Source organism: Paenibacillus sp. FSL K6-4396, from assembly GCF_038002525.1.
GTDB lineage: Bacteria > Bacillota > Bacilli > Paenibacillales > Paenibacillaceae > Paenibacillus > Paenibacillus amylolyticus_B.
The window spans coordinates 906,963-925,419 of sequence record NZ_JBBOCR010000001.1 but is presented as its reverse complement, the minus strand read 5'-3'; the positions used below and the strand labels follow the sequence as shown (position 1 = coordinate 925,419).

Genomic DNA, 18,457 nt, shown 5'->3' with positions numbered 1-18,457 from the left:
TAATCCTCCTAGGATTTAATTTTGTTAAATTTCCTTTTGCTCTTACTGCTATTCAGCAACACCATCTTGTACTCGTGGGCCATCACCTCCCAATCATGACGAACAGCTTGAAGACTCCGGGAGGAATCAGCTGCAATCAGCTCTACTACTGCCATATAATCATGCAGGAATCTCTTCATGGTGGATTTGCCGAACAACTCTGTTTTGTATTCCACCACTACATTCATTACATGATCAGCTTCGATAAGATTTAATGTCAGATCCCACTTGCTCTTGCCGCTGTGGCCCCACAAAATTTCATTCTGAGCAATATTTAGTCCTTCGATGTTGTACGTATTTTTGACATCAAGTACAAACCACGTCTGGAAGAACGGGGTGAGCCCCGAAGCACGATCCGGGTTCAGCAGTTCAATCAGCTTGCCGAAAGGCATCTCCTGATGATCAAACGCTTCAAATACCGTATTTCTAACCGAAATAATCTGGGCATTTACGGACTGTTCCGGGTCCATGACCGTCTTCAAGGCAAGGCTGTTGGAGAAATATCCGATCAACTTCTGCACTTCTGCACGATTCCGGTTTGCGACGGGTGTTCCTACGACGATCTCGATTTCACCCGAGTAAAAGTACAGCAACATTTTGTAGGCGGTGAGCATGGTGATGTACAGACTGGCATTGTTTTTCATACCGGCCTTTTTGATCATTTCAATGGTTTGTATCGGAATTTCTGCGAGCAGTATATCTCCGGTATCCACGTTGTTCACTGAAGGCTCCCGGTCATAAGGCAATACTTTTACCGATCGGTTGACGGTACTTCCCAACTGGTTGCGCCAATAATCCAGAACTGTCGGAAATTCTTCAGTCATCCATTTACCTTTTTGCCAATGTGAATAGTCGGAATATTGAATACTCAAATGCTCTATTGCTGCACTTTCTCCCCTCAGATAAGCATTATAGTATGACCCCAGTTCAGCCATCAGGATATCCTGCGACCAACCATCGAAGATAATGTGATGAAAATTAAAATAGGCAAAATATTGTTGTGCATGGATCTGATACAATCCAAAATAATACATCGGCCCGGTTTCCAGGTTGAATTGGTGTTTGGATTCTTCTTCAATCACACGCTTCAGACTAGCTTGGGAGTCATCCCTCAGCGTATACTGGACCTCTATGCCAAAAGGCTCGTAAGGTCTGATTCGCTGCACAGGTGTATTGTTCTCTACAACAAAATACGTTCTCAATACATCATGCCGCTGTAGGATCTGATTCAATGCATAGACGTATGCCTCTTCCGAGAATGCGCCTTCGAAAATGACATGTCCGGGAATGTTATACTTGGTGCTCTTTCCTTCGAACTGTTCAACCAGCCACAGGGATTCCTGATTGAATGACATCACACCTTTGAGATCCGGATCAACGCTCGCAATCTCTGTTGAAAGGAAGATCGGCTTGTCCATAATTCCGTTCAATACATCCACTTTGGATCTCTTTATTGTCTTGTGTTCCATGCTTATCATGCCTTCCTTTCCTTCCATGACCTGTTCCAGATGTGAACTTAAGGCTTGGATTGTAGGGAAATTAAACATATCGTTAATCGAAAACTCAAAACCTATCTCGGAAAGTCGGGTATAGATCTGAATCAACTTCAGTGAATCACCACCCCGTTCGTAGAAATGGTCCGTCACCCCCACCTTGTCCAGGCCAAGAATCTCAGACCAGATGGCAGATATCGTCTGTTCCATGCTTGAACTCGGCGCCACATACACATTGTCTTCATCCGATTGTGGCTTCTCTATCGATAACGCCAAGTAATCAATCTTGCCGTTAATCGTAAGTGGAATGGAAGACACCTTGATCAGATGTGTGGGAACCATATACTCCGGCAGCAGAGATGCCAAGGTATCTCGAATCATCCTCCGGGTTACATATGCTTCACTGACGTAATGAGTACATAACTGACGGGATTGCTGATCCTTCTTAACGCTTACAGCAACATCCCGAACTCCTTTGATTTTCAAAAAAGCTGCCTTGACCTCACCCAGTTCAATTCGATACCCGCGAATCTTCACTTGATCGTCCATTCTTCCGAGATATTCCATCTGACCGTCTTCTCTTAACCGGCATAGATCCCCAGTCCGGTACAAGCGCTCGCCTGGACGATCCGGGTGTTCGACGTATTTTCTGCCCGTCAACTCGGGTTGGTTCAGATAACCTCTGGTCACGCCGTCTCCCCCAACCAATAATTCACCCTGAACACCAACAGGAACATATTGCAGTGATTGATCAAACACATATATGGATGTGTTCTGAATAGGCTTGCCGATAGGCACATACTCCGTTTGATCAACATGAGGATCGTAGGCATAGATCATACAGCCCACCACTGTCTCTGTCGGTCCATATTCATTGAAAATGGTAACCTCATGCTTACTTTGCCGAGTAATATTTGCAGCCAGCGAAGTACTCAAATTATCGCCACCTACAATAAATGTTCGAACATTGGATCTGTCCATAATGTTCATGTCCTGAATCAATTGCAGATGTGCTGGAGTCAGCTTGACCAGATCTACTCGCGGATCCAGAACAACATCCGCAATCAACGCTTTGTTATGAGACGAGTTATAGATAATCATCGTGTTACCCGTAATCAACGGCGTAAAGATGGATGTGATAGTCAGGTCAAAAGCGATGGATGAATACAGGGAAAAAGTCGTTTTACCGTCAGTAACATAGGTCTGACTCGCCCACCATATATAGTTCGTCAATCCCCTATGCTCCACCAATACACCCTTCGGTGCTCCAGTTGACCCTGATGTGTAGATGACATAAGCCAGATCCTTCATATCTATGGTCAAGTTCAGATTACCTGCTGGTAAATGCCCATCATTATCTTCACGGATATGAATGATTTCTAGACTGTCCGACAAATCGATACGCTGATTAACCAGGACAAACCTTATCTGAGAATCTTTCAAAATATGCTGAATTCGTTCATCAGGATACTCGGGGTCAATCGGAATATAAGCGCACCCGGCTTTCATAACAGCCAGAATCGCGATAACCATCTCCATACTGTGGGTTGCAATAATGCCTACCAGTTCTCGCTGCTTGATTCCTCTGCTGATCAGTGTCGTAGCCAAGCCGTTAGCTCTGGCATTCAATTGTTCATAGTTCATCTCCTTATCCCCCAGGATAAGTGCTGTATGTTCAGGGGTAGCAGCTGCCTGTTCTTCAAACAACTGAATGACCGTTTTGTCGCTAGGATAAGACGCCTCGGTATCATTAAACTCGATAAGCATCGATTGTTTATCGGCTTCGCTTACAATGCTGATCTGTTCAATTCTTTGTTCAGAATGCTCCAGAACGGCTTCCGTGACCGTAAGAAACTGATCGAACAGCTTGTCCATGAACGGTTCACTGAACAATTGGGTCCGATAATCCATCTGAAATATGATACGATCCTCATTGATTTTTTCAATAATGTTGATAAGCAGATCATTCGTCTCATGTCCGTTAAACTTGTTGTCCATATAGACATCATGTCCTTGCATCTTGTCAAAGCGTTCTGGACGATAGACCAGTGATATACCGAACAGTCTGTTCAGTTCCGGTAGTGAGAGCGACTCTCTTAGATCACGGATCAGCTGATTATACGGATATTTCTGATGACGCAATATTTCTTTCTGTTCATTGGAAATACGTTGCAGCAAGGTTAACACGGTTTCAGAGGGTTCTACCCCGATCCTGACAGGTATGGTGGTGACAAACATGCCAATCATGTCTTTATCTGTTTTACTCGTGCGGTTCGCGTAGTTGGTTCCAACGACCAAATCGGTTTGGTGAGTGAGTTTATTCAGCAGAATAGCTAGAGTTGAGAGAAAAAAGGTGAATACGCTGACATTCTTCTGACGACAGAAATCTTTCAAACGTACATACATGGAGTGATCCATATTCATCGTTTTTCTTCTGGCTGCGGTGTGAGTTAGAAGGGGATTATGCGCTTTCAATTCCATAAATGCGGGAATCGTATGAAACTTCTCTCTCCAAAAGGCCTGATCTTTCGCATAGCGTTTGGAAGCGAGATATTGTTGTTCACTATTGATATAGTATTCATAATCGTGAATCGTAGTTTCCATTCTATTTGCATTATCATCTTTCAATTCGGCATGATAGGTTGCCGTAATCTCATCGGTCAACTGGAATAATCCCAGACCATCACAGATAATATGGTGAATCTGAATGATGTATCCGTATTGTCCAGGACCCTCATACGTATAAAATTGACATAGATCTTCACTGTGTACATGAATCGGATGGTTATCCACATACTCCGTCCATGTCTCATCCGTTAAGGCTGGATCTTCATGAATATGCTTGAGTGATCTGTACTCATAAGGTTGGATGTATTGTTTATTCTCACCTTGATCCAGTACAATACGAGTTCGAAGCAGTTCGTTATTCTTCAGAACCCTGTTAATCGACCGCTCTAGCAAGGTAAAATCGATCGGTTCCGGTATGCTCATCTTGGATGTAATCATCCATACATCTGATTTTGGATATAACATTTCCATGTACCATATTCTTCGTTGATGCTCTGTTAAAGGATGCAAATCAACACATACATTTCCCATCTAATTCTCCTTTATATATAATTTATCCTAAAATAAGTTAATTACAACTTATCATTCCACCCATATTTAATCAATAACTATTTTATTTGTTTTTTTAACAAAAATGTAGATATTCCGACATCAATATCACCCATTCCATATGAAAATAATGAAAATCCCAACCAATCTTTCTACAAGTTATCCACCTCCGTTCCATTATTCGGTAAAGTTCGTACAAACTGAAAAGTCCCGTGATAGATCCAGAATCTGCATCTGACCGCGGGACCGGATTTACGTGAATGTTTCCAAAATTCAGTGCTCATGGATCTTGATTATCCTGGGATGAATTGGAACACCTTAGCTGTTGACTACCTTTCCGAATTGCTCTGCCTGTTCTGTCATCTTCCGACTCAATCTTGCTCTTAGTCCGCTCATCCACTCCGGCTCATGTGACCACTGCTCTGCAACAGATCGAAGCATACGCAAATAGCCGTACAAGTTGGCGAAACGGCGACAAGCGGGGAACATACTCTCCAGATCATAACGTTCTCCTGTCTCGGACCAGTATCCGTTCAGGAACAATTGTTTCTTCTGCTCCCATTGTTCAGGCTCGATCTCCTCACGTAAACTATCCAGACTCTGTTCCACGTCCATTGCGTACCAGTGATACATCGAGTCATCGAAATCAATGGCATAACAAGACTGGTTTTTTTCGTCATAGAAGACATTGTCCGGTTCAAAATCGTAGTGGATAAGCCCGAAATTTTGCTTGTTTATCGGCCATGCTGCAAAATACGTTCGGAGAAGCTCTACCTCGTTCAGAGCAGCCGTCTCCGCAGGAAAATCCTCCAAAATCTTCTGCATCCAATCCAAAACATCTGTATAGGTCCAGCGCCGCTTCTCCTCCTGCTCAGGCTTGAATATACGCGATAGCTGGTGCAGCTCACCCAATGCCTGACCATAGCTGTACAGGATAGAGTCATTCAGTTGAATGCTCCCTAACTGCGATCCGGGGACTCGCTTGAATACGGAAGCGTAGTATGTTCCCCATGGGGTGTGAGCCTCTACAAGTGCTGTCCCTAAATGAGAAGGTACAGCCTCCATGGCTCCATAATGATTCGTTCGAAGAAAACGGAGGAACTCCAGTTCAGCACTAAGGTTGATTTGATTTTTTTCCTCTACCGGGGCAAATCGAAGCAATCGGACTTCCCCCTGATCTCTAAACGGATACACCGCATTGGAGGAGATGCGATAATACTGAAACATGTCCAGCGATTCGGGATCATAACTCCAATTCTTCAGAATCATCTCGGCAAGGTCGTTATTTTGAAATAAATGTTTTAATGTTAACATGGGCATTTCTCCTTTTTGATCGTTTTTTTGTGGATCGTTTATATCACACGAATGCCTATTTTTGCGCGCAAAAAGCCGCAGGCTATGCCTGCGGCTTTTAAAAATTCTGAGTGTATGAGAAATTTGCACAAGCAAATAAACCTCGCATACGCCAGAAAAAAATGAGCAGTTATATCCCTATATATCAGCAGATCTCAGATCGACTGGAAAACCGGAAGTGTCCCACACTGTATCTGAATGATCTGCCCAAATTATTCAGTTCATTCTTACCTTATTTGTAGTGATCGAACATACCATCTTAGACCGTCGTTTCATGACGCTCACTCCCTTCAAAAAACAGCTGTTTCCATAATAACCCATAGGCCAAATGTAAGCAATTACAAAATGACGATAACTCCATCATCTTTTACTGGACAACCATCATCCGTTCCACCGTCTCGGTGTTGTCCGTATACCACACCATCACGATGTTTTCTTCTTGAAGATCAGACACTTGAATGGACGAATTTGCACTTGGGTTGGAATTGCCCGAACGAGGCGTTCCCATGCCTTCAGTGATATCAACATCATCGCCTATATTCAATTTCATCTCCATTCCGGTATCCTTCCATTCCATGCTTGGGGATGAGTTGGCCTGCACCTCAAGTAACGCCAGCGTAACTGTGTTTCCATTCACGGAGATGACTCTACCCGTAATGTCGGCATTCATCATCCTTTGCGTCATGTCGGGACTGCCTGTTCGATTATTCATGCCCGGGGTTCCCCTTCCACCTCTCGATGTTCCACCGTTCATGCCCAGACCGCCACCATTTGGCATGCCAAACCCGTTCATACCTTGCACAGAACCAGTGTTGGTAATATTCTGGGCGGTTATAACATCGCAAGCCGTCAGCATAACCATGCATCCTAGCAACAGGAATAGCGTAACCGATGTGAAATATTGTTTTTTTCGCATATGATCACCTTTTTCTCAGGGAATATTGCTCCAAGGTACCTTTACGATGGAATATGAAGTCATACGTGTCTTTGAACCCCATATAGGACAGCACAACCAACAGCGGATATACCGGGTAGATGTATCTGGACTTAATCTCCCAGAGAATATAAAATCCGATGAATCCGAGAATGACCAGAATCAATGAAACTTCGTCATACCTTTTACGACGAATTCCACCGACCAACCGGATGAGGATAAAACAGTACATCAGGAAATTCATCACATATACGATCCACAGTAACCCCGTACGATAAGCCGAATCCCCCTGCAACAGTTCTGTTACCGCATTGGTATAACTATAGGACCCTGCGATTCCGCCTCCCCTTCCTCTTCCGGCACCGATGGAACTTTCATTGCCGATTCCGTATCGGTCCATCTGGTATGTCCCTTCGGTCCAGGTCCATATGATCTTTTTGTAATACATCTGCACCAAGTCACTCGCACTTGCTTCGGACAGCTTGCTGCCAATCTCCTGTTTGAACAATGCTGCGCTCTCGGCCTTATTGTAGTTGGCCTGCCTCTGATAGATCTGATAACTCTCCATATTGTCCCAGAAACCAAAGCGCTCCAGATTAATCCCCATATTCAGCCACATATAGACTGGCGCGGCATTCTCTCCAACAGGTTCGCTCACAGCACCGGAAGATTGAAGAACCGCATTCTGAGTCCAGGTTGGTACATTAAACAACATAGCCAGCACACCGATGGAAATGACAACTTTCTTCACTCCGATGCTCCGCATATTCAGCAGGATATATATGATAGCTGCGATTAACAAGATAACGCCGATGCTTCGAAAGTAATTGCCCATCGCGAGAAAAATGGCGGCAAGGATGATTGTTTTCCAAGACTTTTCACGCACAAAACGAATGATAAAGTAAAGACAAGATGTCAGAAATGCTGTGGCAATCACATCGTTATAGATCAGGTTGTTCAGGAACAAGGCAGGCAGGTACGTTGCTGCAAAGATCAACACACCGTAATCACGTTCCGTGGATCTGTCATTCACTTGTTTATAAATAAGATAAATCATTAAAGTCGTTAATGTTGAAAACAAAATATTAAATAGTTTGATGACCAGGTAGTTATCGGGAAACAGATATAGCAACGTCTTAAGGTACAATACGATCGAGTAGTTGAACGGGAACATGTGCAGATAACCACCCGTTTCAAACGAAGAGTAGTCTTGGTTATACAGCATGTTCATCGCCAGTGAAAGAACGGTCTGCGAATCATCGGTAGGTACTCTCGGAAATACGAAAATGATGATGATCTGAAGGGTCAGAGAACATAACAGCACGATTGGAATGACAACTTTCGGACTGTATTTGTTCAGTTTCAGACACAGCGCATATAACCCGACACCTGAACCAAGAAGCAAAAGAATGACCGGGAGAAAAATACTCCACTGCTGCATGCCCAAAATGGGATTGTCCCCATACAAGGCGTAGTTGTACTGGGCCCGAACCACCAAGGACGAAGCAATAAACACAGCAACAAACACGAGCAAAATGAGATAAAACGACTTATGCAGCATCTTAGACATGCCAAAACTCCTTTTCCATTACAGGATTCCGTGAGTATTATAATGGCTCTGGCTGAAAAATCGCTGAAAGGGAGTAACGCTTGCAATCGGTACTGATCGGCATGCGTATGCAGACAGAAAAGACCGTCCCTTTGATTAAGGTAACGGTCTATATGTCCATTCTTTTGAAAGTATAGGGTAGGGTATTAGCTAATTGTTGAAGATCACTTCTCGTCCTTTTTAATTTTGCGTTTCTTTTCCAGCGCGATCTCCACATTTTCTTTCACCCGATACTCCACAATCCGGCGGATCAGATCCTCCGGCAATGGTTGGTCCAGCGGAAACTGGACAGATCCCTTGGCCCCTTTGTATTTAGAGAGTTCCTCCTTGAATGCCAGAATCCCACTCGGAGCAGGGTAAAACCCAATATGATGCTGGTATGCGGCAAAATGAACCAGATTCCCATGCTGTGCATACGTAGGCATCTTGTAACTGATCTTCTCTTCGGCGTTCGGAGCCGACTCGCGAATAATCTGTCTTAACGCTTGTAATCTCACCTGTACATCAGGTGTAAACTCCGAGATATATTCATCTACCAGCACCGAATAATGGTTACTCTCAGCCATCTTGGACTCCTTCCACCACGGATACATCAATGGATTCGTGGTACGGGCATATTTGCTCTTATTGTACTTCAAATGGACAAGCGGAACAGCTATTTTCCTGCAACTTGGAATGTTAAATTTGATTTTTAAGTGAACTAAGCATTATAATACGTTTAAACAATTAAACATTATAACGGAGTGAGCCATGAACGAATCGATGGGTAACCAAAAAGTTATTGATATTTTCGAGAATCTAAGTCCTTATCTTCAAGGTTTGGGAGACCCCGTTCGCCAGCGAATCATATCGCTGCTCATTGATCAAGAGAGCATGAACGTATCCCAGATTGCAGAGCATATTCCCATGTCACGCCCTACGGTCTCTCATCACTTGAAAATATTGCGTCAATCCGGGCTGTTATCGGTTCAGAAAAAAGGTACGGAGATGTATTACAAACTGGAGTTCAACGATGCGATCGCAATACTCAAACAGCTCGTTCATCTCGTGGAAGTGGAATGTCAGAGCTAGCGCATACCGCGCTGGTGTACTGCATTCCTTTTCTTCACTCTATTATGTTCAATAGTTTAAACGTATAAGCACATAAACATATCAACGGAGGTTTATCGAATGAATAGAAAAAGAGTTCTTATCGCTGGAGGTTATGGTGCTGTAGGTGCACAGCTTGCCCGCATTTTGCATGACAGGCATCCTGATCTGGAATTGGTATTGGGAGGTCGTTCTGCGGGTAAAGCAGCACCTTTTCCATCCAATCGTGTCCAAACGATTGTTGTTGATACCAATGCAGACGATCCACTGATTCACGCAGGAGAGAATATATCGTTAATCATTAATGCAGTGAACGATCTGGATGATCGGCTACTGGTATCGGCTGTGCGGAGAAAAATTCCACTTATCGATGTAACACGCTGGACGGAGGTGTTCAATCAAGCGATCCGTACAGTAGAACAGGAGGAACTTCATGCCCCTGTAGTGCTATCCTCTGGATGGATGGCAGGAACAGCTTCTTTATTTGCCATGATACTTTCTAACACTCTGCAACATGTCGAAGTAAACATTCATGCCCTGTACTCGCTGCGAGATAAAGCCGGGCCTGACTCAGCAGCTTTTATGGATCGGATGAGTATTCCCTTTCAGGTGACCGAATCCAACATGAACCGGCTTGTCTATCCCATGACAGATCCGGTTAAAGTACATTTTCCGAACGGGTACACGACCCCATGTTACAGATTGGATACACCCGATCACGTTACTTTGCCTCATACCAGCCATATCGATTCCGCCAGTTTCCGTATTTCATTCGATAGTAAAGTATCTACCTATGCACTCGCCGGATTGGTCAAAACCGGAGTGTGGAAGATGATCAGTGGTGAACGTTTCCAGCCATTCCGGCGGAAATTGCTCTATAATCCGGGAACCGGGAGTGCACATCATCTGGTCATTCAATTGAAAGGGATGGATGCAAAAGGAAACGACGTTAAACGAACGATGACAGTCTCTGACCCACTCGGTCAAACTCATATGACTGCACTCGGCGCTGCGGTGCAAGCCGAGAAGATACTGATGATGCCAACGGACAAGCCTATGGCTCCAGGCATCTATTATCCTGAGCATCTGTTCAATGACCGAATGGACATGGATGCGGTTACTCATTTTTTCAAACAATACGGCGTTCAAGTAACCCACTCCTGATCCAGACACAACAAAAATCCGCGAAGCCGCTCACTGCAAACAGTGGGACCTTCGCGGATTTTAAGAATAATAATAGAGGGATCTATCGTGTCCAAGTGAAAGCTTGGGTCTGGAATTACAACGTCATGGCCCGACCATTTCGCATCAGATAATCTTCTTTTGTTTTGTAATCCGGCATGATACTGCCAACCCGCCGCCAGAAGGAGCGATCATGATTCATGTGGTGAATATGGCAAAGTTCATGAATGATGACATAATCGATCACTTCCAGTGGCGCCATTGCCAAGCGGTAATTGAACGTAAGTTTTTTGTCCCAGCTGCAACTGCCCCACTTGGTGGGAGAATCTACGATCTCTACTGACTTCGGTTTCACCTTCAACTCTTGCTGATAACGTCCGATGCGCTCCCCAATCTTGCGTTTACACTCGGCAAAATAAAACCTCTTCAGATTCGCTCGCAGCTCTTCTTCTGTCAGCCCCTCTACAGGGATTAAGTCATGCAGTGCATGCTCCTTGCCAAAAAGCAGAAACTTCCCCTTGCCCTCATCTTCGTATTCCTTGGCTTGAGGACCATCGAGCGCCCGCTGCATCAGAGCGGATTTCTTCAAAATCACATCCCCGTGCTGCTCTACAAGTTGCCGGATCATGTCTTCACTGGTACCATTGGGTGCTTTGATTGTTACCATATAAGGCAAGTCCATCGTGATGGACACTTTCTTGCGTTTGCCGTATTGGATATGACAGTTAATGCTGTGATTATTTAATTCTATCGTCAACATAACGCGCTCCGCTTCTGAAATTATTCATTCAATCAAATTGTATACCATCTCCGGCTATAATGCATACTGTTCGACGATATATATATTCGTATTGTATTTTTATACATTATTATGTATTATTATTTAATCATAAAATCGGAGGTTGGATATGACGCATACCATAGATTCAGAATACAAAACCATTGAAGAACTATCCCTTAATCACTGGCAACCCTTGTCCACCTTATTATATGACGGTTGGGTACTCCGTTTTGCCAAAGGATATACCAAGCGTGCAAACTCCGTTCAACCTATCCATTACTCCACTCTGGATGTGCATGAAAAGATTGATGAATGTGAGCGCATCTATGCCTCCAATCAGTTAAATACCATATTCAAAATCACACCGTTTATTCAGCCGGATCATCTCGACCAGCTTTTGCAAGAAAAAGGGTATGGCGTTGTCGATCTGACCCATATCCAGACTCGGAGTCTAGATGATATAAAAGAACCTGTACACCAAGCTGTACAGATCGACGAACAGTTGACCACAGCGTGGCTAGATCACTTTTGCCGACTGAACAAGATGAATGATCTGCAACGGAAAACGACGGAATTAATGTTGGACAATATCCGAACAAAGGCAGGTTTCATCTCGCTGTTGATTGACGGGCAGGTCGTCGCTTGCGGGTTTGGTGTCATCGAACGTGGCTATATTGGATTGTATGATATCATTACAGACGCTAATTTCCGGAATCAGGGACTTGCTGAACAGATGATCTTGCATCTATTGCATTGGGCAAAAAAACAAGGTGCTACCTCCAGTTATCTGCAAGTTGTTGCGAATAATGCACCTGCGTTAAAGCTCTACGCCAAGCTTGGTTATTCGGAAATATATAGCTACTGGTACAGAGTCAAAGAATAGAGTGTTTGCTAATCAAGCTTTGCTTGTGAATTCTTTTATCATATTCAGTCTGACAGACAGATTAATTCAAAACAACATCTTGAAAGCAAAAACTGCCCTCCTTCTATAAAGGAAAGGCAGTTTTTAATTTTTCTTAGTGATTGTCCAAAACTCTTCACACCGTTTATCACCTACTCCGTACTCTTTCTACAAAGGCAGCTTCACCAGCACCTCATAATTCACGCCAGCTTGGATATTCTTGATGATGTCACCTTCGATCCGTTCACCGTCAACATGCACTTCAATCGTCTGGACTGTTGCATCCTTCTTCATGTTTACATGCAGCTCAGCTCCGCGGAACAAACGCGTGACCGATGCCTCGTTCCAATCTTCTGGCAACTGCGGGCGAACCTGAAGCCCTTGCTCGTGACCCTGCAAGCCAAACAATCCGTCGATCAGGCAACGATACACCCACGGTACTGTGCCGGTGTTGAACAGATGACTGGAGCGCCCGGCTGTACGTGGGAATTGACGATAGGCTCCGCGATAATAATTCGGGATAAATACGGGTAGCTGACCCCGCTGGAGGATATCCTCGGCATCGGGGCCAGGAATCATTTTACGCAGCAAACGATACGCCTTCTCCTTCTCGCCCACCAGATACAACGCATAAATATAGAACGCCGCCGCGTGATTGTACACTGCACCATTCTCTGCACTTCCCGGATGTTTCTGCGTAACACGGCCTACATCTTCCCGCATCGCTGTGAAGGACGGCGCGAGTTTCTCGACACCATATGGCGTCTCCAATTGCTCCTCTACCGCACGGATTAACTTCTCCTGTTTATCCTGATCCGCAGCACCGCTCATAAGTGCCCAGCTCTGAGGATTGATATAGATGCGTCCTTCCACGTCCTTGCTTACACCGAACACTACGTTATCATCCGTAATGCCGCGGGCATACCAGTCCCCATCCCACAAATACTCATTCGCTACCGCATTGGTCTGATTGGCTTCCTGACGGAATTCTGCCACAACATCGCCATGCCCTGCCTGTTCAGCAATTTCTGCCCAAACATTAAAAGCATATGCCGTCGCAATGGTCAGCCAGCCGGATACGCCTTTGCCTTTGTATCCCACCATGTTCATCGGATCACACCAGTCACCCTGATTGATATAGTTCAACCCACGCTCATCACGCTCATGGATCAACCAACGCATCGCGAGATTCATATGTTCCAGTACGGAAAGCTTCTGTTCACTGTCTGTAAAAGCAACCTGTTCCTCCAGAATGCTATAGTCATTGGTTTCATCCAGATAAGTCTTCATACAGACCGGAAGCCAGATACAGTGATCGGTATGAGGAATCTGGTTAATATATTTCAATTCTGCGTCCGGGTGCAAAATAATGCCGTCCGGCATGGCGCCGCTAATATGCTGTTGTGACAATGCAGTCAGGAACGCAGCCCGCGCAACCTGCGGTTGAATGTAACTCATCCCCATATTATCCTGCAGATAATTCCGGGTCTGTGGATCGGTCGAGAGACGGTTTGTTTTCCCGTGATAATACATCTGCCGAGGCAGCCAGTGATTCACGACATTATCTAACCAGCTATCCGGTGTCTCAATCTGGATGTTCCCTTGCCCTTGCGCAATATAATTCGCATACTCCTGCTCGGCAGCCGTAAAACCATCCTGTCCTTCCTCATTCTGCTTCACAAAATAATGCTGACGGATGCTCTCAATCTCTGCCTCATCATGAGCCGGGCCAAAGATAAATCGGTAGGCCTGCTCAGCACCAGCTTCCAGATCTACTCTGTATTGCAATACGGCCACAGGTGTCTCATATCGCGCTTCTCCACCAGCGAGTGTCTCCGACTGAAGTCCAGAAGGATGATGAAGTCCGCCTTCGCCTTCAAAGCTTTCTTGATTCACTTCCCATGCGGCCGGTTGATGATCTGCAAGCAGATAGGTTTTGTCACTGTAGGTTTTGATTTTGCTATAGTCCTGATATTTCTGATACGGCGTAACCGCCGAGCAGACAATGCCCTGTAACTCTTCCACATAGGAACCGGACTGGTTCATCCATGACATATAACCGACTGTATAATACGGGTAGATACTCAGCTTGCGTTTTCTCGAAGACAGATTGGTTACCTTCACACGCCACAGCTCCATGACATCTTCCTTCGGCAGGCGCAGGGACATCTCGACACATATGTCGTCCTGAATCACTTTCCAGTGAATATCATGTTTGCCTACAGCGAACGTATAACTATCCGCCTGCTTGCGAACCGGTTCATACGGGGCTGAGAAGATTTCGCCACTGACTTCATCTTTAATGTAGACAAACCGTCCCGGATGGTGGGCATAGTATGGCTGCTCCGGTTGCATGAATGTCTTCGCTTCCAGGTTGGGCGCGTACGAATATTTGGCAGGTTCGGGCTGCATGAATTGGGCCACCGCGTACCCCCGGCAATTTACATGAATCATCATCTTTTCATTCCAAAGAAATCCGGATGCCTTCGGTAAACTTGTCGGGCTTGTTAGTTCAACATACTGATTATCTTCCGTTGCTTTAATCATCACTGAACCTCGCTTTCAGATTATGAAATCAAAAGGCAGAAAACGTTTTAGGTAACTTGTATACAACTTGGTCCATTATAACACGGGAACGCTTACAGAAAATCAAAAACTAAAAAAGAGCTGAAAAAATCAGCTCCGATTCCGTTCCAATTGTTTCTCGATACCCAATCTGTCGATCTGAATCCAATATTCTGCAATGCGTTCGTTTGCCACCCGGTATACCGCGCTCGCAATTTCGATCACTGGTAAGTTGCTTGGTGTATATCCGTCCACGTCTCCGACATGGGTACCCGTTTGTCTCCAGCGCACGTAGACTTTATCCCCTTGCGTCAGCAACTCCTGGATCTCAAGTGAGAACTCCCCGTAAGCTTCGATCATCTCTCGCACATGATCCGCATAATCGGAAGGCGTTCGGGTCACCGTAACCTCTTCTTCGGATATCACTTGATGGGCCAGTACCTGTTCCGCCATTACACTGCTTGCATAATCCGGATTCCGGCCAGATCGGACCTCTTCAAAAAAGGATCTGACAATCTGTTCTACTGTCATCTGAGCCACTCCAGTCTATTCAAAATATCCGATTATATATAAATATGTAGTAATTCTTGTATTTTAACATGGAACACACGCTACGGAATTACATCTGTTCTATTGTTCTACAGGACTTAAAACCTACCCTCTCACCTTGACAATGCGTCAATATGACCATAAACTAGCAAAGGATGTCAGGAAATTAATAGGAGGTTTAGCCGTTAAGAGGATTGAGTATGGGTTTTAACCATATCTGATAATCTTTCGGTGTGTAGAAACGTAGCTATTTGAACAACTCAGAAAAACAAGAAAGCGGTGTATCATGAAACGTCTATTTTTTATTATGTTTGCGCTCACCCTGTTACTGGCTGGATGCCAGAGTACTGAGCAGGAAAGCAGTCCGTCCGAGAATAATCCTACAGAAGTCGTAGAAGGTTCTACCATTTTAAGTTTGAAGCAGAAATACGGCTCCGAATCGGAACAAGCGATTATGCCGATGTACAACGTAGCTCAGGATGAAGAATTTACGTTCAAGTTTAAAGCAGATTTACGTAAAAGTAACCTGCGAGCTAGTGACATTATTAGTGTACATACCGATATTAAAGTACTCAAAGCAAGCGATGTATATGCCATTCCAGAAACAAACGACAATAGTGTTTCTATTAAACCTCTTGGATGGGGCGTTTTAAGTTCAGATTCCATGATGAACAAGGATCAAAGTTCTTGGGGCGGTGCCCCCATTTATTACATTCGTCTGAATTATGATCCGGATGCTGAGAAGCTAACACTACTCGATCAGCCCATCATTATTCCGTTTACAGTGAAATCGGAGTTACCCGTACCTAACCTAAGATACGAAATTGACAAAGATAGACGGTTCAAGTTGGTCTGGGACAAGGTTGAAGGTGCCACTGAATATAAAATTTATAAACGTTCTGACCTAACCAACTTCGAAACCAATGTACCTCTAACTGGCGCAGAGGACGCTTTCAGTAATAGTCTGCCTTTAGATATTGCGGTAACGACAGAGACGTCTTTCAATGATTTTTTGAGAGACGGAAAAGGCGGGCTAGGCACTTATAATGAAATGATAACTACCACTCAGAACCATGGTATACGAGGAGAATATTATGTCACTGCAATCGGCGGAGGCAAAGAATCCAATTTTAGCAGAGGTGTCCCTACAGCTCCGCTTGCTTCCCAGTTACCAACATCTCTGAAAGAACAATTGTATAGGGAGAAATTAAAGAATATAGATGTACTTCCTCAGAAAGCAACAGTTGAGTACAATGACGGCTCTCTAGCTCGTGAAACCATTGTCTATGATACCAAAAGCGTAGAAATTTCAGAGTTCAATGAGACGAATATTCCTTTTCACGTTAAAGGAACAGCTTTGAAAAGTTACGTGCGCGTAGAAAATGTGACCCAAGCAGACCTGGACAGACTTGCTCAGCAAACCGTAGCCGATTCCAGCAACGGACTGGTGGAACCAAAGAATGACACACCTTACGTCCCTACGCCTGATGTGCCAACGATTATCAACAATCATGATGCACCTGCGTCTGCAACGGAAAAAGAAGAAGAACCGGCGGTGGAATCTACAACTACAGAGTCTACAACCGATACTGGGACGTCAGAAGATGCAACTGATCCTCTATCTACTGAGGCTTCCGATGATAATTCTGATAAATCTTCAGATATAGCTTCTGAGGAAACTTCGAACGAAGCACCTGCTCCAGCTCCTGAAGCTGCAGAAGACAACCTGGTAGATGAACAGAAATCCAATACACAGCAAAATGTAGAACAAGGTAATCAGGAAACTGTGCCTCAGCCTGCTACAGGTGATGCAATGATCAATGCAGATTCCGCATTGGAAGAAGTTTTAGCCAAAAACATGATTGCGGCACAAGATAATATTTCGTTAAAAGCTTTCCCCGAAGCTCAAAATTTCACGACACTCTCGGATGTGGTTCTGAAAGTGATGTACCAGAATCCATTGATTCTTGGTGTGGAAGGTTTCGAATACAACTATGGTACGCTTACCCTTTCCATTCATTACAATGAATCGGCTAGTAGTATCCAGAAGAAGCAAGATGAGATTATTGCCAAAGCAAACGAAGTGGTGGCTTCCATTATCAAGGATGGCATGAACGAAGACGAGAAACGAAAAGCCATCTACGATTATCTGAACGATAACGCGAAGTATGATGATGCGGCGCTGGAAAATGCGGAGAAGAACAACTTTAAAAATGTCGATCCGCAGTTCAATGACTCGTTTACCACATACGGTATTCTGGTCAAAGGTGTTGGGGTATGTGCCAGCTATGCTTCCGTTTACAAATTGCTCTCGGATCTCTCGGGACTGGAAAGCATCGTTGTAACGGGCGCTTCCAGCGGCGTCCCACATGCATGGAACAAGGTCAAGATCGGGAACGAATGGTTCCATGTCGATGCCACCAACAACCTGACGAACTCCGGCATCCCATACTTCCTGTACAATGCCAACGATGAGACTGCTGCAAGTCAGAAAACAATAGCTGATCAAGATTACTGGCTTGATTCCGAGCTCGCGATGTTTAATGGCGAGAGTGATGCCAATGATTATTATGTGCAGAATGATCTTGAAGTCGCGTCCATTAATGAGTACAAAACCAAGGCTGAGAGTGAACTTAAAAAAGGAGAGAACCGGGTTATTCTCCGCTTTGCCTCACCTGTTGACTCTGATGAGTTGATGACAGCTGCCGGTGAAGCCCTCGCTGCGGTCGATGAAGCCCTTCTGAATACAGCACAATTAGCCACGCTAGGCAGTTATGCCATTCTGGACCCGAAACCAGAGCAGAAGTAACTTAGTTACACAGGAATCCCCTTTGCTTTTTCACAA

General features: G+C 44.6%; 12 protein-coding genes. 4 read left to right on the top strand and 8 right to left on the bottom strand.

Annotated elements, in window-relative coordinates; genetic code table 11:
* Positions 1-8: 8 nt before the first annotated feature.
* The 5 genes from MHB85_RS04190 to MHB85_RS04170 all read right to left on the bottom strand — a co-directional run bounded on the left by MHB85_RS04190 (position 9) and on the right by MHB85_RS04170 (position 9,111).
* The gene (locus MHB85_RS04190) at positions 9-4,631 is read right to left on the bottom strand and encodes an amino acid adenylation domain-containing protein (protein WP_341072444.1); all 4,623 of its coding nucleotides are present in this window, start codon (positions 4,629-4,631) and stop codon (positions 9-11) included.
* Between the two features lie 336 nt (positions 4,632-4,967).
* On the bottom strand, positions 4,968-5,963 hold the full coding sequence (locus MHB85_RS04185) for a phosphotransferase enzyme family protein (protein WP_341072442.1): 996 nt from the start codon (positions 5,961-5,963) through the stop codon (positions 4,968-4,970).
* Positions 5,964-6,369: 406 nt separating this feature from the next.
* Positions 6,370-6,918 (bottom strand): hypothetical protein, encoded by a 549-nt coding sequence (locus MHB85_RS04180; RefSeq protein ID WP_341072441.1) that lies wholly within the window; start codon positions 6,916-6,918, stop codon positions 6,370-6,372.
* Positions 6,919-6,922: 4 nt separating this feature from the next.
* A complete protein-coding gene (locus tag MHB85_RS04175; protein WP_341072440.1) occupies positions 6,923-8,506 on the bottom strand; it encodes an ArnT family glycosyltransferase in 1,584 nt (527 codons plus the stop codon).
* A gap of 203 nt (positions 8,507-8,709) precedes the next feature.
* Positions 8,710-9,111 carry an iron chaperone gene (locus MHB85_RS04170; RefSeq protein ID WP_091019662.1) on the bottom strand — a complete coding sequence of 134 codons (402 nt, stop codon included), beginning with the start codon at positions 9,109-9,111 and terminating at the stop codon, positions 8,710-8,712.
* A gap of 184 nt (positions 9,112-9,295) precedes the next feature.
* Between MHB85_RS04170 and MHB85_RS04165 the strand changes: the two genes are divergently transcribed.
* Positions 9,296-9,616, top strand: a complete 321-nt coding sequence (locus MHB85_RS04165) for an ArsR/SmtB family transcription factor (protein WP_091019663.1) — start codon at positions 9,296-9,298, stop codon at positions 9,614-9,616.
* A gap of 99 nt (positions 9,617-9,715) precedes the next feature.
* On the top strand, positions 9,716-10,798 hold the full coding sequence (locus MHB85_RS04160) for a saccharopine dehydrogenase (RefSeq protein ID WP_091019665.1): 1,083 nt from the start codon (positions 9,716-9,718) through the stop codon (positions 10,796-10,798).
* Between the two features lie 115 nt (positions 10,799-10,913).
* Here MHB85_RS04160 and MHB85_RS04155 read toward each other — a convergent pair whose 3' ends face one another.
* Positions 10,914-11,573, bottom strand: coding sequence for a M48 family metallopeptidase (locus MHB85_RS04155; RefSeq protein ID WP_373419898.1), 660 nt, complete (start codon positions 11,571-11,573; stop codon positions 10,914-10,916).
* Positions 11,574-11,724: 151 nt separating this feature from the next.
* On the opposite strand from MHB85_RS04155, the gene MHB85_RS04150 reads away from it, so the two are divergent.
* Positions 11,725-12,480 (top strand): GNAT family N-acetyltransferase, encoded by a 756-nt coding sequence (locus MHB85_RS04150; protein WP_091019669.1) that lies wholly within the window; start codon positions 11,725-11,727, stop codon positions 12,478-12,480.
* 186 nt (positions 12,481-12,666) lie between these two features.
* On the opposite strand, the gene MHB85_RS04145 is transcribed toward MHB85_RS04150, so the two are convergent.
* A complete protein-coding gene (locus MHB85_RS04145) occupies positions 12,667-15,045 on the bottom strand; it encodes a GH36-type glycosyl hydrolase domain-containing protein (RefSeq protein WP_341072439.1) in 2,379 nt (792 codons plus the stop codon).
* A gap of 129 nt (positions 15,046-15,174) precedes the next feature.
* Positions 15,175-15,594: an ester cyclase gene (locus MHB85_RS04140; protein ID WP_105602140.1), complete on the bottom strand. Its 420-nt coding sequence runs from the start codon at positions 15,592-15,594 to the stop codon at positions 15,175-15,177.
* A gap of 304 nt (positions 15,595-15,898) precedes the next feature.
* Between MHB85_RS04140 and MHB85_RS04135 the strand changes: the two genes are divergently transcribed.
* The gene (locus tag MHB85_RS04135; RefSeq protein ID WP_341072438.1) at positions 15,899-18,421 is read left to right on the top strand and encodes a transglutaminase domain-containing protein; all 2,523 of its coding nucleotides are present in this window, start codon (positions 15,899-15,901) and stop codon (positions 18,419-18,421) included.
* Positions 18,422-18,457: the final 36 nt, after the last annotated feature.